Raw genomic sequence first — 19,700 nt, forward strand, 5'->3', positions numbered from 1 at the left:
CACGTTCCGATCAGCCACCGAGGAGAACCCGATGGACCTGGCTCGACTCCTGCACGACCCCCGACCGTTCGCGCTGCTGCGCCGCCGCACCCCCGGTCTCGACCACGACACCGTGGAGGTGCTGATCGGCCCGGTCACCAACTGCGAGCGGCTCGCCGACCTCCCCGACGAGGGGCTGGCCCTCGTCCCGTTCCGGCAGATCCGCGAACGCGGCTTCGACGTCCGCGACGACGGCACGCCCCTGTCGGTGCTCGTGCCGGAGGAGTCGTACACACTGCCGCTGGAGCGGGCGCTGGCCCAGCTGCCCGCGCACGACGTGCGGGTCGAGGGCGGCGGCTTCGACGTCGGCGACGAGGAGTACGCGGAGATCGTCGGCCGGGTGCTGCGCGAGGAGATCGGACGGGGCGAGGGCGCGAACTTCGTGATCCGGCGGACGTACGAGGGCGGCATCCCGGGCTTCGGCCGCGCCGACGCGCTGGCGCTGTTCCGGCGGCTGCTGGAGGGCGAGCGGGGCGCGTACTGGACATTTGTGGTGCACACCGGCGAACAGAAAGGGCCCGAAGGGCCTTCCTTGGAAGGGCGGGGGCGGGAGACGGGTGGGCGGACCCTCGTCGGGGCGAGCCCCGAGGTGCATGTCCGGATGTCCGGCGGGACGGTCGTGATGAACCCGATCAGCGGCACGTACCGCTATCCGGCCGGCGGGCCGACACCGGAGGACCTGCTGGAGTTCCTCTCCGACGGCAAGGAGATCGAGGAGCTCTCGATGGTCGTCGACGAGGAGCTCAAGATGATGTGCACGGTCGGCGACATGGGCGGGGTGGTGATCGGGCCCCGGCTGAAGGAGATGGCGCACCTCGCGCACACGGAGTACGAGCTGCGCGGACGCTCCTCGCTGGACGTGCGGGACGTCCTGCGGGAGACCATGTTCGCGGCGACCGTCACCGGGTCTCCCGTGCAGAACGCCTGCCGGGTCATCGAACGGCACGAAGTGGGCGGTCGCGGCTATTACGCGGGGGCCCTCGCGCTGCTGGGCCGGGACGAGGGCGGGGCGCAGACCCTGGACTCGCCGATCCTGATCCGGACCGCCGACATCGCGGGCGACGGCCGGCTGCGGGTGCCCGTCGGCGCCACGCTCGTCCGGGGCTCCGATCCGGCGGGCGAGGTCGCCGAGACCCACGCCAAGGCGGCCGGGGTGCTGGCGGCGCTCGGGGTACGGGCCGGGCGGCCGGAGCGGGAGCGGATCCGGCCGGGGCTCGCGGAGGACCCCCGGGTGCGGGCGGCGCTGGACGGGCGGCGCGCGTCGCTGGCGCCGTTCTGGCTGCGGATGCAGGACCGCACGGCCGAGCTGACCGGGCACGCGCTGGTGGTGGACGCGGAGGACACGTTCACCGCGATGCTCGCGCATCTGCTGCGGTCGTCGGGGCTGGAGGTGACGGTACGGCGGTACGACGAGCCGGGGCTGCGGGAGGCCGCGCTCGGTCATGCCGGGGTGGTCGTGCTGGGCCCCGGGCCCGGCGACCCGGGGGACGCGGACGACCCCAAGATGCGGTTCCTGCGGGAGCTGACCGCCGAGGTGCTCCGGGACCACCCGTACGGGGTGCTCGGGGTGTGTCTCGGGCATGAGCTGATCGCGGCGGAGCTGGGGCTGGAGATCGTACGCAAGGAGGTGCCGTACCAGGGGGCGCAGACCTCGATCGACCTGTTCGGGCGGGAGGAGGTCGTCGGCTTCTACAACAGCTTCGTGGCGCGCTGCGACGACGGGGCGGCCGGGGAGCTGGCCGCGCACGGGGTGGAGGTCAGCCGCAGCGCCACCGGGGAGGTGCACGCGCTGCGGGGGCCCGGGTTCGCGGGGGTGCAGTTCCACCCGGAGTCGGTGCTGACGCTGGACGGGGTGAGCGTGGTGCGGGAACTGGTGGCGGGGCCGCGGGCCCTTCGGGCCCGGTAGGCCGGTTGCCGGGTGCGGGTGGGCTTTTCAGGGGCGCGGGGCGGTGACACATGCGGCTCCGCCGCGTGGGCGCGAGACACCACGAACCCACCCGCACCCGGCAACGTACACGCGCCCCTCCCCCGGTCAGCCGAAGAAGACGCCGACCTCCTCGTACAGCGCGGGAACCACCGTCTTCAGCTTGGCCGTCGCGTCGGCGATGGGGACGCGGACGATGTCCGTGCCGCGCAGCGCCACCATCTTGCCGAAGTCCCCGTCGCGGACCGCGTCGATCGCGTGGAGCCCGAACCGCGTGGCGAGCCAGCGGTCGAACGCGCTGGGCGTGCCCCCGCGCTGGACATGGCCGAGGACGGTCGTCCGGGCCTCCTTGCCCGTGCGCTTCTCGATCTCCTTGGCCAGCCATTCGCCGACCCCGGACAGCCGGACGTGCCCGAAGGAGTCCAGGGACTCGTCCTTCAGGACCATCTGGCCGTCCTTCGGCATCGCGCCCTCCGCCACGACCACGATCGGCGCGTACGACGCCTTGAAGCGGGAGGTCACCCAGGCGCACACCTTGTCGACGTCGAAGCGCTGCTCGGGGATGAGGATGACGTTGGCACCGCCGGCCAGGCCGGAGTGGATGGCGATCCAGCCGGCGTGACGGCCCATCACCTCCACCACCAGGACCCGCATATGGGACTCGGCCGTGGTGTGCAGCCGGTCGATCGCCTCGGTCGCGATGCCCACGGCCGTGTCGAAGCCGAAGGTGTAGTCCGTGGCCGACAGGTCGTTGTCGATCGTCTTCGGAACGCCCACGCAGGGCACGCCGTACTCGTCCGACAGGCGCGCGGCCACGCCCAGCGTGTCCTCGCCGCCGATGGCGACGAGCGCCTCGACCTCCTGCTTGGCGAGGTTGTCCTTGATGCGGCGGATGCCGCTCTCCTCCTTGAGCGGGTTGGTGCGCGAGGAGCCGAGGATCGTGCCGCCGCGCGGCAGGATGCCGCGCACGGCGGGGATGTCGAGGCGGACGGTGTCGTTCTCGAGCGGACCCCGCCAGCCGTCCCGGAAGCCGACGAAGTCATAGCCGTACTCCTGCACGCCCTTGCGGACGATGCCCCGGATGACGGCGTTGAGCCCGGGGCAGTCGCCGCCTCCGGTCAGTACTCCGACCCGCATGGAAATGTCCCTTCACCGCGGTTGCCGTAAGCCTTCCGCAGCACCGTAATGGTGACGCAGGTCACTTCGACATGACCGGGTAAGGGCAATTCCGGTGAACTGTCGGGCGGTTGGTTTACTCCTCGGATTGGCCTATGGGCGCATTTGGCGATCCACGCGGGCCGGGACGGCGGAGTGGACGGCGGTCTACTCGTCGTCGAGGCCGCGTTCGATGGCGTAGCGGACGAGTTCCACCCGGTTGTGGAGCTGGAGCTTGCCGAGGGTGTTCTGGACGTGGTTCTGGACCGTGCGGTGCGAGATCACGAGGCGTTCGGCGATCTGCTTGTAGCTCAGGCCCTTGGCGACGAGGCGGAGCACCTCCGTCTCACGGTCGGTGAGCTGCGGCGCCTTCGGCTCGTCGGCGCCCGCGGCGGGCACCGGCTCGGAGGCGAGACGGCGGTACTCGCCGAGGACGAGGCCGGCGAGGCCGGGGGTGAAGACGGGGTCGCCGACGGCGGTGCGGCGTACGGCGTCGATCAGTTCCTCGGTCGAGGCGGACTTCAGCAGATAGCCCGTGGCGCCGGACTTCACCGCCTCCAGCACGTCCGCGTGCTCGCCGCTCGCCGACAGTACGAGGACCCGCAGGGCGGGGTTGGCGCCGACCAGTTCCTTGCAGACCTGGACGCCGGGCTTCGCCGGCAGGTTGAGGTCCAGCACGAGGACGTCGGGCGCGGCGGCCTTGGCGCGGCGTACCGCCTGCTCGCCGTCGCCCGCCGTGGCGACCACGTCGAAGCCGGACTCGGTCAGGTCGCGGGCGACGGCGTCGCGCCACATGGGGTGGTCGTCGACCACCATGACCTTGATCGGGTCGCCCGGCCCCTGCCCGTCGACGCCCGACCGCTCCTGTCCGTCCAGCACGTTGTCCGTCACCGCTTCTCCGCCTTCCCCCGTGTGTCCTTCGGTGCTTCCGAGGCCCTGGGTACCTTCAGTTCGACTTCCGTGCCCTGTCCCGGCACCGAGATCAGCTCGGCCGTGCCGCCGATGTCGCGCAGCCGGCCCCGGATGGACAGGGCCACCCCGAGCCGCCCCTCGCCCTCGGCCTGGGCGAGCCGCCCCTCGGGGATGCCGGGCCCGTCGTCCCGTACGGTCACGATGACCTCGTCCGTCCAGTCCTCGACCAGGATCCAGGCCCGCGCACGCTCACCGGCGTGCCGGCGCACATTGTCCAGGGCGGCGCCGACGGCGGCGGCCAGCTCCCGTGCCACGGGCGCGGCCAGCTCCACCGGGCCGCCCGGCTCGGACAGGGTGACCTGCGCCCCGGCGTAGGGGGCGAGCAGGGAGCGCAGGTCGAGGGGGCCGTCGCCGGACTCCGCGGTGTCCGGCTCGTCGACGACCCGGACGAGCGCTCCCTCGGCGGCGTCCTCCGAGATCCGGGAGACCGGTACGAGGCCGCCGGAGACCAGGGTGCGCAGCGCGACCTCCTGCTCGCCGGCCATCCGGCCCAGCTCCGCGGCCTCGCCGCCGAGGGCGGTGCCGCGCCGCTGCACCATGGCGAGGACCTGGAGCACGCTGTCGTGGATGTCGCGGGCGAGGCGCTCCCGCTCGCGAGTGGCGGCCTCGATCTCCAGGGCGCGGGCGAGGGTGCGCTCGGAGGCGCGGGCGACCTCGACGACATAGCCGATGGCGATGGAGGCGACCCATACGAGCAGCACGTTGTGGACGGTGTCGCGGGTGGGGGCGCCGCGGTGGACCAGGTTGGCGACGGCGACGAGGGTGGAGGCGAAGGCCGCCCACCGCCAGCCGCCCTTGACGGCGAAGGCCAGGACGGCGCCCGCGGTCCATATCGACGGCAGGGTGGGGCCGCCGGCCTCGATCCGCGCCGGGGAGTCGGCGAGCCGGGTGAGCAGGATGCCGACGACCGCGATGGTGAGGTCGGCGGCGAGGAACCGTTTGGTGCAGCTGGCCGCGTTGGCGACCTTGGGCAGGGTCGCCAGGGTCCAGCCGGCCAGCACCACGAAGTAGGCGATCGCGAGCCAGGGGCGCGGGAACTTGCCGTACGCGCTGATGAACAGGCCGACCGCGTAGATCATCGTCAGGACCCGGTAGCCGGTGAGCGCGCGCCACAGCGGCAGCTCGACCGACATCCTCATGACCCTCTCGCGCTTCGGCATGTGCCCGACCCCCACCCCACCCGCGACGGACGCGTTGTCCGCACGCGACCGTATCCGCCGAACGCGACCGCTACGAAGTCGGCCGGTCCCGGTCCTCCGTGGACTTCTCGGCCTGCTCCTTGGCCGTCTGGTCCTTCTCGGCCTTGGCGAGGGCCGCCCTGGCGGCCTTGTCGGCCTCCTTCTCCGCCTTGGCCGCGTCCGCGATCTGCCGCTTGGCGGCGGTCGCGTAGATGTCGACGTACTCCTGGCCCGAGAGCTTCATGATCTCGTACATGACCTCGTCGGTCAGCGCCCGCAGGACGAAGCGGTCGTGCTCCATGCCCTGGTAGCGGCTGAAGTCGAGGGGCTTGCCGATCCGGATGCCGGGCCGCATCACCTTCGGCAGGACCTTGCCGGGCGGCTGGATCTTCTCGGTGTCGATCATCGCGACGGGGATGACGGGAGCGCCGGTGGCGAGGGCCACGCGGGCGAGGCCGCCGGGCTTGCCCCGGTAGAGGCGGCCGTCGGGCGAGCGGGTGCCCTCGGGGTAGATGCCGAACAGTTCGCCCCGCTCCAGGACCTGGATGCCGCTCCTGATGGCGGCCTCGCCCGCGCCACGCGCGCCGGAGCGGTCCACGGGGAGCTGGCCGACGCCCTTGAAGAAGGCCGCCGTGAGCTTGCCCTTCACGCCGGGCGTCGTGAAGTACTCCGCCTTCGCGATGAAGGTGACCTTGCGGTCGAGGACCGCGGGCAGGAAGAACGAGTCGGAGAACGAGAGGTGGTTGCTCGCCAGGATCGCCGCGCCCTCGGCCGGAATGTTCTCCAGGCCCTCCACCCAGGGCCGGAAGGTGACCTTGAGCGGTCCCCCGATGGCGACCTTCATCGCGCCGTACAACAACCGAGTGCCTCTCTGTGTTCCGAGGATCAGACCTTAACCCGGACGGCTCACGAACGGCCCGGCGCCCCGCCCTCCGCCCCTCCTCCCCCCGCCGAAGCCCCTGGTCGGTGTCAGTGCGGTCGCGTACGGTGAACCACACCGGGACTCGTTTCACACCCTTCTCATGAACAGGAGACCGAACCGTGCCGGTCCTTCCTGGAGCCGAGCCCTACCGCCATGAGGGCGGGCGGGTCGGGGTGCTCCTCTGTCACGGCTTCACCGGTTCGCCGCAGTCGCTGCGCCCCTGGGCGGAGTACCTCGCCGAGCGCGGTCTGACCGTCGTCCTGCCCCTGCTGCCGGGGCACGGCACCCGCTGGGAGGACCTGCGGATCACCGGCTGGCAGGACTGGTACGCGGAGGTGGACCGCGAGCTGCGCGCCCTGCGCGAGCGCTGTGCGCGGGTCTTCGTGGCCGGGCTGTCCATGGGCGGCGCGCTGGCCCTGCGGCTGGCCGCGAAGCACGGGGACGCCGTCGACGGCGTCGTGGTCGTCAACCCGGCCAACGAGGTGCACGGCCTGGCGGCCCGCGCCCTTCCCGTGCTCCGGCACCTCGTCCCCAGCACCAGGGGGATCACCGACGACATCGCCAAGGAGGGCGTCACGGAGCTGGGGTACGACAAGGTGCCCCTGCACGCGGCGCACTCCCTGCGGACCTTCCTGCGGCTGGTCGACGGTGAACTGCCCCAGGTGACGCAGCCGTTGCTGCTGTTGCGCAGCACACGGGACCATGTGGTGCCGGCCGCCGACTCCGCGCGTGTGCTCGGCCGGGTGTCGTCCACGGACGTCTCGGAGATCCTGCTGGAACACAGCCACCACGTCGCGACGTTGGACCACGACGCGGACCGCGTTTTCGAGGAGAGCCTGGCGTTCGTGACCCGTGTAGCGGGGGACGGCGCGCCGGACGCCGCGGAGGGGACCGACGGGGAGTCCGCGGAGGGATCCGGGACGGAGTCGATGAAGGAGTCCGGGACGGAATCCGTACAGCAGTCCGGGTCGGGGTCCGCGGAGCGGTTCGGTGCGGGATCCATGGAGCAGAGGGAAGGGACGGCCACTGGTGGCTGAGCACGACTCCGAGCGTGAGCCGGAGGAGAAGGGCGCGCCCCTCGGTGAGCGCCACGGTGACTCACGCGGATCGGGCTCGGGCGGATCGGGTTCCGGTGGCTCGGGTTCCGGTGGCTCGGGCGGCTCGGGGGCCGCGTCCGGTGACACGCCGGGCGAGGAGCAGCAGGTGCCGTTCGACGAGGACGCCGCCTGGCGGGCCATCGTCGCCGGGTTCGGTGAGGAGCCGCCGGATCCGCCGGGCGCCAAGCCGTTCCGTTCGGTGGAGGACCTGGCGCTGCTGGAGGCCGATCCGGAGGAGGCCTCCGACCCGCCCGCGGGCGGCGCCGCGGACAGTGCCGGGCCGGCGGCCACCAAGCCGCTGGGCAGCTCGGTCGCGTTCGCGCCCGGTGTCGGCGCCGGTCCACGGGACTACACGGTGCCCGACCCGGTGGGTGAGGACACCGGCGAGGACGACGACGAGGACGAGGACGGCGAGGGCCACTTCGTGCCCCCGGAGCCGCCGCCGCTGCCGGAGGCCGACGCGACCGCCAAGTTCGCCTGGCTGGGCGTGGTCGGCGGCCCGGTGCTGCTGCTGCTCGCGGTGCTGCTCGGCTGGGACATGACCTGGTGGCTGACCACCCTCGGCATCGGCGGATTCCTCGGCGGTTTCGCCACACTGGTGATGCGGATGAAGACCGACGACGAGGACGACGACGATCCGGGGCGGGGCGCGGTCGTCTGACCCCCGCCGCCGTACGAGGGCCCGCCCGGGAGCGTTCCGGGCGGGCCCTCGCCGCTGTTTCCGGAGTCGCGGAGGCGGCATGGTTCGTTCGTACGAAGGGCCCTGCTTCGCACAGGCCCTAGGACGACGCCGCGGGCACTCTGAGGGCGGCCAGGACCGGGAGGTGGTCCGTGGCCGCCCTCAGGTCCTCCCGGCTGATGCCGGCCAGGCCGAGCGGCACACCGCAGCCGAGGACCTCGATGCCGTGGGTGGCCAGGACGGCGTCGATGCGCTGGTGGGGGTCGGCGGGGGTCGAGGTGTACTCGCTGCCCCAGGGCGCGGTGGCCCAGCAGTCCTGGAGCGCGCCGGCCAGCCGCCGGAACGTGCGGCCTTCGGGGCGTTCGTTGAGGTCGCCGCCCGCGACGGCGTGCTCCACGCCCAGGGCGGCGAGGCGGTCGAGGAGCATGCCGCCCTGCTCGTACCGTTCGTCCTTCTGCAGGGAGAGGTGGCAGGACAGGACGCCGAGGCGGGCGCGGCCGAAGCGGACCACGGCCGTGGCGAAGCCGCGTCGGTGCAGGCCGGGGGTGAGCGGCAGCAGGACGTCCTCGGTGTGCTCGACGGTGGCGCGCAGGCCGCACAGCAGGGCGGGGCCGGAGGCGGTGGCGCCGCCGGAGAGGGTGACGAGGTCGGAGGCCGCCGCCAGCCGCGCGAGTTTCTTGCGCCAGCGGAAGAAGCGCGGGGCTTCCTGGATGAGGACCAGGTCGGGGGCGCAGCCCTTGATCACCCGGGCGAGGGCGTCGGTGTCGTCCCGCATCGAGCGGATGTTGTAGCTGAGGACACGGATGGTCGCCGAACCGTCGGGGTTCGTGCGGGAGTTGGGCAGCGGGTTCGTCGCCATGAGGATCAAGATACGCCCCGAGCCCGGGGGTATTTGTCCGTTTGCGGCCGGGGGCGGTTCGTGGCTCGGCGCGCCCGTGCGGCACAGCCCGACATGCATACGGCCCCGCGCCCCTTTCGGGACACGGGGCCGCGGCCGATCGGGGGTCACATGATCGGGTCGGGCTCTCTCGCCAGGTCGGCCGCGCCGACGAGGCCGGCCTCGTTGCCCAGCTTGGCGGCGATGACCTGGGCGACCGGGCGCCAGTTGCCGCCGACCAGCCACCGCTTGTACGACTTGCGGATGGGGTCGAGGACCAGTTCGCCCTCGTCGGACAGGCCGCCGCCCACGATGAACGCCGACGGGTCGAAGAGGGAGGCGAGGTCGGCGAGACCGGCGCCGGCCCAGCGGGCCAGCTCGCGGTAGGAGTCGACGGCGACGGGGTCGCCCTGGCGGGCGGCCATGGAGATGTGCTTGCCCTCGATGCCGTCGGGCGTGCCGTCGCCGAGGCCGAGGAGGATCTCGGCGTTCTCGGGGGTCGCGTTGGCGCGCTGCTTGGCGTACCGCACCAGCGCGCGCCCCGAGGCGTACTGCTCCCAGCAGCCCTGGCTGCCGCAGCCGCACAGCAGACCGTCGGGCACCATCCGGATGTGGCCGAACTCGGCGGCCACGCCGAAGTGCCCGCGGCGCAGCTTGTTCCCGATGATGATGCCGCCGCCGAGGCCCGTGCCGAGGGTGATGCAGATGACGTTCCGGTGGCCCTTGCCCGCGCCGAACTTGTACTCGCCCCACGCGGCCGCGTTGGCGTCGTTCTCGACGACGACGGGCAGGCTCACGCGGGCCTCGACCTTCTCCTTCAACGGCTCGTTGCGCCAGTCGATGTTCGGGGCGAAGTAGACCGTGGAGCGCTGGCGGTCGACGTAACCGGCAGCGCCGATGCCGACGCCGACGATCTCGTGGCCGGCTCGCGCGCCCTCGACGGCGGCGGCGATGGCGTCCACGATCGCCTCGGGCGTACCCGGGGTCGGCACCTTGTGGGTCGAGAGGATGTTGCCTTCCTCGTCGACCACACCGGCCGCGATCTTGGTACCGCCGATGTCGACGCCGATGGTGAGTCCCATGAATCCCTCAGTTTCGGTCGAGCCCCGCTACGGCCAACCGTACCCGAGGGCCCAGCACCGGGGCTCCCGTCGTCCGCCCGGCGGACGCCCCTGAGTCAGTCCAGGTCGATGCGTTCGCCGGGGCCCTGGCCGTCGTCCTCGTCGCGGCGTTCCCGGTGGGCGGGGTCGCGGGTGGTCCAGCGGCGTTCCTGGGCCTCGACGGCGGAGCGGTACGCGGCGAGGAGTTCGTTGCCCGCGGCGGCGAGGTGGTCGAAGACGTCCGGGTTGCGTTCGATGACGGGTTCGACGGCGGCCTTGGCCTGCTGGACGACCTGGCTGACCATCTGCTGGGCCGCTCCGCCCGCCACCGCGCCGAGCAGCGGCGACTGGAGGCCGGACAGCTTGTCGGCGACGGTGTCGACCAGCTTGCGCAGCTCCTCGGCGGCCGAGCCCGGCGGCGGCCCGTGCTGCGCCCGGCGGCGGGCCTTCTCCGCGGCGAGGTCCTCCTCGCACGCGGTGGCCCAGGCGTCGGCGTCCGTGGCCCGTACCTCGTACTCGTCCGCGGCGGCCTGGCCGGCCGCGTCCTGGCGAGCGGCATCGGACGTGGGGCGCTCTTCGCTCATGGCGGACTCCTGCCTACGTTTCGTACCTTCGACGTTACCCGAACGGGGGTATGCGGTTCACCGGGTGCGGGGCCAGAAACGGGGGTCCGGGGCGAAACGGATCCTCAGCTCGCCGTCCCGCAGGGCCGCCCCGTCGACCGTGCAGCGGCGCAGGGCGGAGGGCAGCGGCACGATGCGCCGGAACTGCCCGGCGCTGATGACCAGCTCGTCGCCGCGCCGCACGAGGTCCAGCTCGTCGCGTATGGCGCCGGGCAGCGGGAGGTGCCAGACGAGCACGCCGTCGTCGGCGAGCCGGTCGGTGACGGGCCACTCGACCCGGGCGGGCCTGTCACCCGTAGGGGGTACGTCGAGAGCGGTGAGGTCGTCGGTGCCGCGCGGGTCGCGGCCGAGGTGGGCGACCTCCCGCACGGGGTGGGTGGCGCGCCACTCCGACAGTGTCTTGTCCTGATGGGCGACGAGACCCGCGAGCCAGGTGTCGGAGGTGTCCGCGGGCAGGATCCGGTTGGCGACCAGCGCGTCCACGGGGAGGCCGCGCAGGGCGAGGCCGACGCCCGCGGTCCGGACGTGGTCGGCGCCGGCGGGGCCGGGCTCGGCGACCAGCCGTACGGTCGTGCCCGGGTCGTCGACGACCGCGGCGACGGCGGCCAGCTCGACGTCCCAGCGGCCGGCTGTCTCGTACAGCCACTCCGCGGGCATCGGCACCCCGGCCAGCCGGCCGAGCACGGGGCGCAGGGCGCGGGCCGCCTGGCGTTCGGCGGGCAGCAACCGCCGCAGATAGCGACGGAGTTCCTCGGGGAGGCCGAGCAGGGCGAGCGCCTGCGGGAGGGGCGGCAGATCGACGACGAGGAGGTCGTACACCTCGGACAGCGCGGCGTCGCGGAGTGCGCGCAGGAGGGCCAGCTCCTCGGCGCCGGGCAGCGGGGTGAGTTCCTCGGCGTCCAGCCGGCCGGCGCCCAGCAGATCCAGGACGGAGGCGGCGCGCTCCTGGAACGCGACGAGGTCCGCGCGGAAGCCGGCGGCGGCGTCGGGCCGCCACGCGGTGAGGCCGGGGCCGACCCGTACGGGCTCGGCGCCGGTCGGGGTGCCCAGCACCGCCCCGAGGCTGTCGGTCCGGTCGGCGCTCAGCACGAGCGTGCGGCAGCCCTCCCGAGCCGCCGCCACCGCCGTGGCCGCGGCAACCGTCGTACGGCCACTGCCGCCTTGCCCGGTGATCAGGATGGTGCGCATGGGGCTGACGGTAACCCACTGAACGGGGCCAGGGATTCAGCTCACCGCGCGAACGCGGCGGAGGACGGCGCCGAGGAACCGCCGGGTACTCAAGGGGCGCGGGGAACTGCGCGACCGACCACAGCGGACCCGCAGCCGCGAACACACGCGTACCCCCGCCCCCTTGGGCGGGACCTACGCCCCCGATTCCACCCGCTTCTTCAACCCCGCCAGCGCCCGATCGATGATCACCTTCTCCGCCTTGCGCTTGATCATCCCGAGCATCGGGATCTTCACGTCCACGGTCAGCTGGTACGTCACCTCGGTCGCCGAGTCACTCACCGGCTTGAGGATGTACGACCCGTCCAGCGACCGCAGCATCTGCGACTTGACCAGCGTCCAGGACACTTCGTTCGCCCCGGTCCACGTGTACGCCAGCGTCTGGTCGTCCTTGATCGCCCCGGCGTCCATGACGAGCCGCACCTGCTCGGCGCGCCCCTCGTCGTCGGTCTTCAGGACCTCCGCCTCCTTCACCTCACCCGTCCAGTCGGGGTAGCGGGCGAAGTCGGCGATCACTCCCATGACGTCGGCCGCCGCAGCCTCGATCGTGATGCTCGAACTGGTGAATTCCGCCATCGCCGTGGCTCCTCCAGAGACGGTCCGGTGAGGGAGGTGGGTGCGCACGTATGTGCAGCGTGAAGGCTACCGCGCGTACGGGCTCACCACTCCAACGCCCACGGCTTGCCGCTCCCGGCGAAGTGCCCCACGTTCACGCACTCGGTGGCCCCGATCCGCATCCGCCGCACCAGCGGCTGGTGGACGTGCCCGAACAGCGAGTACCGCGGCCGGGTCCGGCGGATCGCGTCCAGTAGCGCGCGGCTCCCGCGCTCGAACCGGCGCGCGACCGTGTCGTACACCAGCTCGGGCACCTCCGGCGGGATGTGGGTGCACAGCACGTCCACCTCCCCCACGGCCTCGATCTTCGCCGCGTACTCCTCGTCGCTGATCTCGTACGGCGTGCGCATGGGGGTGCGCAGTCCGCCGCCCACGAACCCGAAGACCCAGCCGCCGATCTCGACGCGCTCCCCGTCCAGCACGGTCGTCCCCTTGCCCGCGTACTCGGGCCACAGCGCCGGCATGTCGACATTGCCGTAGGTGGCGTACGTCGGCTCCGGGAACGCCGCGAACAGCTCGGCGTACTGCTTGCGCACGGCCTTCTCGATCACGGCGGAACGGTCCTGCCCGATGCCGGCCCAGAGCCGGGCGCCGTGTTCGCGGGCCTCCTCGAAGCGCCGGGCGGTGCGCAGTTCGACGAGCCGGGTGGCGTTCTCGGCGCCGAACAGATCGGGGAAGATCCCGCGCGAGTGGTCCGCGTAGTCGAGAAAGAGGACCAGGTCGCCGAGGCACACCAGGGCGTCGGCACCCTCGCCGGCTCTGGCCAGGTCGCGCGCGTTGCCGTGCACGTCACTGACCACATGAATACGTGTCCTGCGGTTACCGCCTGGTGTGGGTGCCATGACGATCAAGCGTAGGCGGGTGCGGCATAGGTGAACAGGGTCGACCGAACCTGTGGTTACTGGCCAGTCAGTAAGTGCGGGGATTATTGTTCCCGGAGAACCCCATTCGTGTGACGCGGAAAACATCTCCCGCACCCCCCTCGCGGAGAAGCCATACCGGCGGGTAACGTCCGGGCAGTCCAGTCGTGCTCAGGTTTTCAACCAGTGAGGAACCAAGGGGACCTGAGCGCTAGCCCCAGCCTTGGACCGCACCGTCGCATCACACACAGAGTCGTGGCGCCGGCGCCCTATGAGGAGCAGCAGTCTTGCGCGAGTTCAGCCTTCCGGCTTTGTACGAGGTCCCCGCGGACGGCAATCTGACCGACATCGTCCGCAGAAACGCCGCGCAGCATCCCGATGTCGCCGTCATCGCCCGCAAGGTGGACGGTGCCTGGCAGGACGTCGACGCGGTCCAGTTCCTCGCCGAGGTGCGGGCGGCCGCGAAGGGGCTCATCGCCGCCGGCGTCCAGCCGGGCGACCGGGTCGGGCTGATGTCCCGTACCCGGTACGAGTGGACGCTGCTGGACTTCGCGATCTGGTCGGCGGGCGCGGTCACGGTGCCGGTGTACGAGACCAGTTCGCCGGAGCAGGTGGAGTGGATCCTCGCCGACTCGGGCGCCACGGCCATGATCGTGGAGCTGGACACGCACACGGCCGCCGTCGAGTCGGTGCGCGACCGGCTGCCCGCGCTCAAGCACGTGTGGCAGATCGAGGGCGGTGGTGTGGAGGAGCTGGGGCGCCTCGGCCAGGACGTCACCGACGAGGCCGTCGAGGAGCGCAGCTCGCTGGCGAAGGCCGACGACCCGGCGACCATCGTCTACACGTCCGGCACGACGGGCCGCCCGAAGGGGTGCGTCCTCACCCACCGCAGCTTCTTCGCCGAGTGCGGCAACGTGGTGGAGCGGCTGCGGCCGCTGTTCCGCACGGGTGAGTGCAGTGTGCTGCTCTTCCTTCCGCTGGCGCATGTCTTCGGCCGGCTGGTGCAGGTCGCGCCGATGATGGCGCCGATCAAGCTGGGCACCGTGCCGGACATCAAGAACCTCACGGACGAGCTGGCCTCCTTCCGGCCGACGCTGATCCTGGGCGTGCCGCGGGTGTTCGAGAAGGTCTACAACTCCGCCCGGGCCAAGGCGCAGGCCGACGGCAAGGGCAAGATCTTCGACAAGGCGGCGGACACGGCGATCGCGTACAGCAGGGCGCTGGACACCCCGTCGGGCCCGGCACTCGGGCTGAAGATCAAGCACAAGGTGTTCGACAAGCTCGTCTACAGCAAGCTGCGGGCGGTGCTCGGCGGCAAGGGCGAGTACGCGATCTCCGGCGGTGCCCCGCTGGGCGAGCGCCTGGGGCACTTCTTCCGCGGCATCGGCTTCACGGTCCTGGAGGGCTACGGCCTCACCGAGTCCTGTGCGGCGACGGCGTTCAACCCGTGGGACCGGCAGAAGATCGGTACGGTCGGGCAGCCGCTGCCGGGGTCCGTGGTGCGGATCGCGGACGACGGCGAGGTGCTCCTGCACGGCGACCACCTGTTCAAGGAGTACTGGAACAACCCGGGCGCGACCGCGGAGGCGCTGGCCGACGGCTGGTTCCACACCGGTGACATCGGCACCCTCGACGAGGACGGCTACCTCAGCATCACGGGCCGCAAGAAGGAGATCATCGTCACCGCGGGCGGCAAGAACGTCGCCCCGGCCGTGATCGAGGACCGGATCCGCGCGCACGCGCTGGTCGCGGAGTGCATGGTCGTCGGCGACGGGCGTCCCTTCGTGGGCGCGCTGGTCACCATCGACGAGGAGTTCCTGGGCCGTTGGGCCGCCGAGCACGGCAAGCCGGCGGGGTCCACCGCGGCGTCACTGAGCGCGGACGCCGATCTGAACGCGGCCGTCCAGGCCGCGATCGACGACGGCAACGCCGCGGTGTCGAAGGCGGAATCGGTGCGGAAGTTCCGCATTCTCTCCTCCCAGTTCACGGAGGACTCGGGCCACCTGACGCCGTCCCTGAAACTCAAGCGGAACGTGGTGGCGAAGGACTTCGCGGACGAGATCGAGGCGATCTACGCGAAGTAGCACGCCCCGGCTGTACGGCTATGGCGCGGTGTCCTCGGCGAGGACCCGCGCCATCGTGCGTTCGGCGAGGGCGGTGATGGTGACGAACGGGTTGACGCCGATCGAGCCGGGCACCAGCGAGCCGTCGGTGACGTAGAGCTTCGAGTAGCCCTTCACCCTCCCGTAGTCGTCGGTCGCCTTGCCCAGCACGCAGCCCCCCAGGGGGTGGTACGTGAAGTCGTCGGCGAACACCTTGTTGGACGAGCCGAACAGGTCGTACCGGTAGATCGTGTGGTTGGCCGAGTTGATCCGGTCGAACAGCTTCTTGGCCATGGAGACGGAGACCGCGCTCTGGGCGGCGCTCCAGCCGAGCTTCGCCGAGTCGCTCCCGGCGTCGTAGGTGAACGAGGCGCGCTCGGGGTTCTTGGTGAGGGCGAGGTAGAGGCTGACCCAGTGCTCCAGCCCGGTGGGCAGCGGGGCTATCTCGGCGAAGACGGGGTTGGCGGTGTTGGCCCAGTCGTCGATGCCGAGCACCGGCATGGTCGACTGGTTCGCCCCGACCGTGTCCCACAGGTGGTTGGCCCGGCCGAGCATCACATTGCCGTTGGGGCCCCAGCCCGCGCCTACGCTCGCGTTCAGCGCGGGCAGGGTGCCCTTGGCCCGTGCCCGGACGAGGAGTTCGGAGGTGCCGACGCTCCCCGCGCCGAGGAAGAGGTACGTGCAGCCGTACTCCTTGGTCTCGACGACCGTGTCGGTGTCGTCGACGCGGTCGACGGTGACGACGTACGTCCCGTCGCGCTCCCTGCGGATGCCCCTGGCCCGCTCCATGGTGTGGATGGTGACGTTTCCGGTGCCGAGGGCGGCGGCGAGGTACGTCTTGTCGAGGCTCCTCTTGCCGTGGTTGTTGCCGTAGATGACCTCCCCGGCGAGGGCCGACTTCGTCGCCGTGCCGGCCGCCTCGCGCTGCATGTAGCCGAAGTCGTAGACGCTCGGCACGAAGGTGGTGCGCAGGCCGGCTTTCTGGGCGTGGGCGCGGGAGACACGGCTGAAGCGGTACCACTCGGTGGACTCGAACCACGCCGGGTCGACGGTGTTGACGCCGAGCATGGCGCGGGCGCGCGGGAAGTACGTGCCGTACATCTCGGCGGTGTCGACGGTGGGGAACTGCTCGGCGAAGTACGACTGGAGGGGGGTGACGGCCATGCTGCCGTTCACGAGGGAGCCGCCGCCGACGCCACGGCCGAGGAAGACGGACATGTTGGCGTAGCGGACCCGGTCCAGGACGCCGGGGTAGGGGCTGATGTCCCTGTTGACGACGTCCAGCCACAGGAAGGTGGCGAGCGGGGCCTCCGTGCGGGTCTTGAACCACATGGATCTGCTGTCCGGTTCCCTGGTCGAACAGAAGACCTTGCCGTCCGGGCCGGCCGTGTTCCACAGTCGGCCCATCTCCAGGACGACGGTGCGGATACCGGCCTGCCCGAGGCGGAGGGCGGCCACGGCGGCGCCGTAGCCCGAGCCGATCACGAGCGCCGGGGAGGTGTCGGCGGCGTCGGGCTCGACGGCGTGCGCCGACTGGAGGCCGACCCTGGTGAGCCCGAGGGCGGCGGCCGTCTGGAGGGCGGCCATGCCGAGGATGCGACGGCGAGAAAGGTGATGTTGCGTCAGTTTCTCTGTCATGCACACAGGATGGGCGGACGCCCCCATTCCCACCAGAGATGCTGGATGCCCCTTTTGCCCCTACAGCAACAACTCCAACTTTTCGGCCAACGTGTCCCACCGCCACCGTTCCTCCACCCACGCCCGGCCCCGCTCGCCCATACGACGGCGCAGCTCGGGATCGCCGAGCAGGGTGACGACGCGTTCCGCCACCTCCTCCGGGTGACCGCCCCGCACGACCCAGCCGGTCTCGCCGTCGAGCACCGCGTCGGGGGCGCCGCCGGAGTCACCGGCGACGACGGGGAGGCCGGTGGCGGACGCCTCCAGGTAGACGATGCCGAGGCCCTCCACGTCCAGCCCGCCCCGCCGGGTGCGGCACGGCATGGCGAAGACGTCGCCCGCGCCGTAGTGGGCGGGCAGTTCGGACCAGGGCACGGACCCGGTGAAGCGGACCGACCCGGCGACACCGGTCTCCTCGGCGAGACGGCGCAGCTCCTTCTCGTACGGTCCTCCGCCGACGATCAGCAGGACCGCGTCCGGCTCCTTCGCGAGGATCGCAGGCATCGCCCGGATCAGGGTGTCCTGGCCCTTGCGGGGGACCAGCCGGGAGACGCACACGACCACCGGCCGGTCGGTGAGCCCGAGCCGAGCGCGGACCTCGTCGCCGCCGGAGTCCGGGTGGAAGGTCTTCTCGTCCACGCCGGGCGGCAGCTGGACCATGCGCCCGGCCGCCTCGGGGGTGAGGGCCGTGGCGATCCGGGAGCGCGTGTACTCGCCGAGGTAGGTGATCGTGTCCGTGCCCTCGCCGATCCGCCGCAGCAGCTGCCGGGCGGCGGGCAGCTGGGCCCAGCCCGCCTCGTGCCCGTGCGTGGTGGCCACCAGCCGCCGGGCGCCCGCCCGGCGCAGGGCGGGGGCCATCAGGCCGAGGGGGGCCGCCGCCCCGAACCACACCGACGTGCAGCCGTGCTCCCGCAGCAGCCGCACGGCCGTGCGCGTGGCACCCGGTGTCGGCAGCAGCATGGTCGTGCGGTCGCGCACGACGGTGAAGGGCTGCTCGGCGTCGAAGGCGGCCGTCGCCTCGACGCCCTCGCGGCTCCGCTTCCAGGTCGAGGCGTAGACGACGACCTTCTCGGGGTCCAGGCGCAGCGCCATGTTGTGCAGGAACGCCTGGATGCCGCCGGGCCGGGGCGGGAAGTCGTTGGTCACGATCAGGGTCTTGTGCATCGCCGCCGACCCTACCGAACGGGGCCGCGACAGCCGCCGCGAGGCACCCCGCGCGGGATCCGCCCCTGCTTCACCGCCGTCTCAACGCCGGACGTCTCACAGGCGGACGTCTCACAGGCGGACGTCTCACGGCCGGAGGGGAGATCATGTCCCACCACCCGCACAATCGTGGGGTGACCCGCGCGGAGACGACACGCCGGGCGCAGCGGCACTTCGGACAGGGGCATCGGATGGCTCAGCTGGACATGACGGGCACACGGCGGCCCCCGTTGGGCCTGCTCGCGGTCTGGGGCGCGACCAGGCTGGTCCTGCTGCTGTTCGTGTTCAGGGTGTGGGTGTTCCCGGGCCCGGACGTCACCACCGACGTATCGGTCATCTACCAGGGCTGGTACGGCACCCTGCGCGCCGGAACGTATCCGCTGGACGACGTGACCTGGCAGTACCCGCCCGCCGCCGCCCTGGCGATCCTCTCCCCCGCGCTGCTGCCCTTCCTGGAGTACGCCTCCGCGTTCTTCGTCCTCGCCTTCCTCGCCGATCTGGCGGTGCTCGCCCTGCTCCTGCGCACCGGCGGCCGGCCGGGCCGGTCCCGGCGCGGCGCCTGGGTGTGGGCGGTGGGCCTGCCGCTGATCGGCCCGACGGTGTACGCCCGCTACGACGTGATGGTGACCGCGGTCGCGGTCGCCGCGCTCCTCGCCGGGAGCCGCCGTCCGGCGGTGATGGGGGCGCTGACGGCCTTCGCGGCCCTGCTGAAGGTGTGGCCGGCCCTGCTGCTCCTGGGTGTCCGCGGCCGTACGGCGTGGCTCTGGGCGGCGGCCACGGCGGCGGGCCTGTCGCTGGTCCTCGCCGTCTGGATGCCCGGTGCGTTCGCCTTCCTGACCTTCCAGCGCGACCGGGGCACCGAGGTGGAGTCGCTGGGCGCCCTCGTGTTCCATGTGGCCCGGCACTTCGGCTGGGAGGGCCAGGTGCTGCTGAACTACGGCTCCGTGGAGTTCCTCGGCGACCACGTCGACGTCGTGAGCGACGCGGCCCTGGTGCTGAGCGGGGTGGCGTTCGCCTGGCTGCTGCTGTGGCGGGTGCGGGCCCGGCGGTTCGCGCCGCACACCCTGGCGGACGCCGCGTTCACGGCGGTGCTGATGTTCACCGCGACCAGCAGGGTGATCAGCCCTCAGTACATGGTGTGGCTGGTCGGCCTCGCGGCCGTGTGCCTCTGCTTCCGGGCGGGTCGCATGCGGTGGCCCGCCGCCCTGGTCCTGATGGCGTCCTTCGTGACCGTGCTGGAGTTCCCGATCTGGTTCGGCCATGTCGTCATGAGCGACTGGCTGGGCATCACGCTCCTCTTCGTCCGCAACGGGCTCCTCGTGCTGGCCGCGCTCGTCGCCGCCGTCGAACTGTGGCGGAGCACGGTCCCGCACCCGCGCCGGGCCGCGGTCCCGGGGCAGGCGGCCCGCACCAGGGAGTCGCTGAACTCCTGAGCGTGCCCGGCGCGACG

General features: G+C 72.1%; 17 protein-coding genes. 5 read left to right on the forward strand and 12 right to left on the reverse strand.

All coding sequences use genetic code 11. The features are described 5' to 3' along the window. The first annotated feature begins 31 nt into the window (after positions 1 to 31). Positions 32 to 1,945: an anthranilate synthase family protein gene (locus tag ACZ4Z3_RS05940; protein ID WP_468499855.1), complete on the forward strand. Its 1,914-nt coding sequence runs from the start codon at positions 32 to 34 to the stop codon at positions 1,943 to 1,945. A gap of 126 nt (positions 1,946 to 2,071) precedes the next feature. Here ACZ4Z3_RS05940 and ACZ4Z3_RS05945 read toward each other — a convergent pair whose 3' ends face one another. From ACZ4Z3_RS05945 to ACZ4Z3_RS05960, 4 genes are all read right to left on the reverse strand, one after another. Further along, on the reverse strand, positions 2,072 to 3,100 hold the full coding sequence (locus tag ACZ4Z3_RS05945; RefSeq protein WP_468499856.1) for a 6-phosphofructokinase: 1,029 nt from the start codon (positions 3,098 to 3,100) through the stop codon (positions 2,072 to 2,074). 186 nt (positions 3,101 to 3,286) lie between these two features. Continuing rightward, the gene (locus ACZ4Z3_RS05950; protein ID WP_055523929.1) at positions 3,287 to 3,934 is read right to left on the reverse strand and encodes a response regulator; all 648 of its coding nucleotides are present in this window, start codon (positions 3,932 to 3,934) and stop codon (positions 3,287 to 3,289) included. Between the two features lie 71 nt (positions 3,935 to 4,005). Next, complete coding sequence (gene macS / locus ACZ4Z3_RS05955) at positions 4,006 to 5,250, reverse strand: MacS family sensor histidine kinase (RefSeq protein ID WP_468499857.1); 1,245 nt, start codon at positions 5,248 to 5,250, stop codon at positions 4,006 to 4,008. A gap of 70 nt (positions 5,251 to 5,320) precedes the next feature. Continuing rightward, positions 5,321 to 6,112, reverse strand: a complete 792-nt coding sequence (locus tag ACZ4Z3_RS05960; protein WP_468499858.1) for a lysophospholipid acyltransferase family protein — start codon at positions 6,110 to 6,112, stop codon at positions 5,321 to 5,323. A gap of 197 nt (positions 6,113 to 6,309) precedes the next feature. Here ACZ4Z3_RS05960 and ACZ4Z3_RS05965 point away from each other — a divergent pair, with 197 nt between their 5' ends. Together ACZ4Z3_RS05965 and ACZ4Z3_RS05970 are read left to right on the forward strand one after the other, a co-directional pair. After that, positions 6,310 to 7,227 carry an alpha/beta hydrolase gene (locus tag ACZ4Z3_RS05965; protein WP_468499859.1) on the forward strand — a complete coding sequence of 306 codons (918 nt, stop codon included), beginning with the start codon at positions 6,310 to 6,312 and terminating at the stop codon, positions 7,225 to 7,227. Further along, the gene (locus ACZ4Z3_RS05970) at positions 7,220 to 7,948 is read left to right on the forward strand and encodes a hypothetical protein (protein WP_468499860.1); all 729 of its coding nucleotides are present in this window, start codon (positions 7,220 to 7,222) and stop codon (positions 7,946 to 7,948) included. Before ACZ4Z3_RS05965 ends, ACZ4Z3_RS05970 begins: the two co-directional genes overlap by 8 nt. Positions 7,949 to 8,066: 118 nt before the next feature. Here ACZ4Z3_RS05970 and ACZ4Z3_RS05975 read toward each other — a convergent pair whose 3' ends face one another. The 6 genes from ACZ4Z3_RS05975 to ACZ4Z3_RS06000 all read right to left on the reverse strand — a co-directional run bounded on the left by ACZ4Z3_RS05975 (position 8,067) and on the right by ACZ4Z3_RS06000 (position 13,250). Beyond that, positions 8,067 to 8,825 carry an endonuclease/exonuclease/phosphatase family protein gene (locus ACZ4Z3_RS05975; protein WP_468499861.1) on the reverse strand — a complete coding sequence of 253 codons (759 nt, stop codon included), beginning with the start codon at positions 8,823 to 8,825 and terminating at the stop codon, positions 8,067 to 8,069. A 146-nt stretch (positions 8,826 to 8,971) separates the two neighbouring features. Continuing rightward, on the reverse strand, positions 8,972 to 9,925 hold the full coding sequence (locus ACZ4Z3_RS05980; RefSeq protein WP_468499862.1) for an ROK family glucokinase: 954 nt from the start codon (positions 9,923 to 9,925) through the stop codon (positions 8,972 to 8,974). 95 nt (positions 9,926 to 10,020) lie between these two features. Next, positions 10,021 to 10,527, reverse strand: coding sequence for a DUF5304 domain-containing protein (locus ACZ4Z3_RS05985; RefSeq protein ID WP_055523007.1), 507 nt, complete (start codon positions 10,525 to 10,527; stop codon positions 10,021 to 10,023). A 57-nt stretch (positions 10,528 to 10,584) separates the two neighbouring features. Then, positions 10,585 to 11,754, reverse strand: coding sequence for an ArsA family ATPase (locus ACZ4Z3_RS05990; RefSeq protein ID WP_468499863.1), 1,170 nt, complete (start codon positions 11,752 to 11,754; stop codon positions 10,585 to 10,587). Between the two features lie 174 nt (positions 11,755 to 11,928). After that, positions 11,929 to 12,369, reverse strand: a complete 441-nt coding sequence (locus tag ACZ4Z3_RS05995) for an SRPBCC family protein (RefSeq protein WP_055516449.1) — start codon at positions 12,367 to 12,369, stop codon at positions 11,929 to 11,931. An 83-nt stretch (positions 12,370 to 12,452) separates the two neighbouring features. Next, positions 12,453 to 13,250, reverse strand: coding sequence for a metallophosphoesterase family protein (locus tag ACZ4Z3_RS06000; RefSeq protein ID WP_468499864.1), 798 nt, complete (start codon positions 13,248 to 13,250; stop codon positions 12,453 to 12,455). A 305-nt stretch (positions 13,251 to 13,555) separates the two neighbouring features. On the opposite strand from ACZ4Z3_RS06000, the gene ACZ4Z3_RS06005 reads away from it, so the two are divergent. Continuing rightward, positions 13,556 to 15,352, forward strand: a complete 1,797-nt coding sequence (locus tag ACZ4Z3_RS06005) for an AMP-dependent synthetase/ligase (RefSeq protein WP_468499865.1) — start codon at positions 13,556 to 13,558, stop codon at positions 15,350 to 15,352. 18 nt (positions 15,353 to 15,370) lie between these two features. On the opposite strand, the gene ACZ4Z3_RS06010 is transcribed toward ACZ4Z3_RS06005, so the two are convergent. After that, complete coding sequence (locus tag ACZ4Z3_RS06010) at positions 15,371 to 17,008, reverse strand: GMC oxidoreductase (protein ID WP_468499866.1); 1,638 nt, start codon at positions 17,006 to 17,008, stop codon at positions 15,371 to 15,373. Positions 17,009 to 17,068: 60 nt separating this feature from the next. Then, positions 17,069 to 18,211, reverse strand: a complete 1,143-nt coding sequence (locus tag ACZ4Z3_RS06015) for a glycosyltransferase family 4 protein (RefSeq protein WP_468499867.1) — start codon at positions 18,209 to 18,211, stop codon at positions 17,069 to 17,071. A gap of 230 nt (positions 18,212 to 18,441) precedes the next feature. Here ACZ4Z3_RS06015 and ACZ4Z3_RS06020 point away from each other — a divergent pair, with 230 nt between their 5' ends. After that, positions 18,442 to 19,683 carry a glycosyltransferase 87 family protein gene (locus tag ACZ4Z3_RS06020; RefSeq protein WP_468499868.1) on the forward strand — a complete coding sequence of 414 codons (1,242 nt, stop codon included), beginning with the start codon at positions 18,442 to 18,444 and terminating at the stop codon, positions 19,681 to 19,683. Positions 19,684 to 19,700 lie beyond the last annotated feature (17 nt).

The organism is Streptomyces sp. NPDC030296, assembly GCF_055572815.1.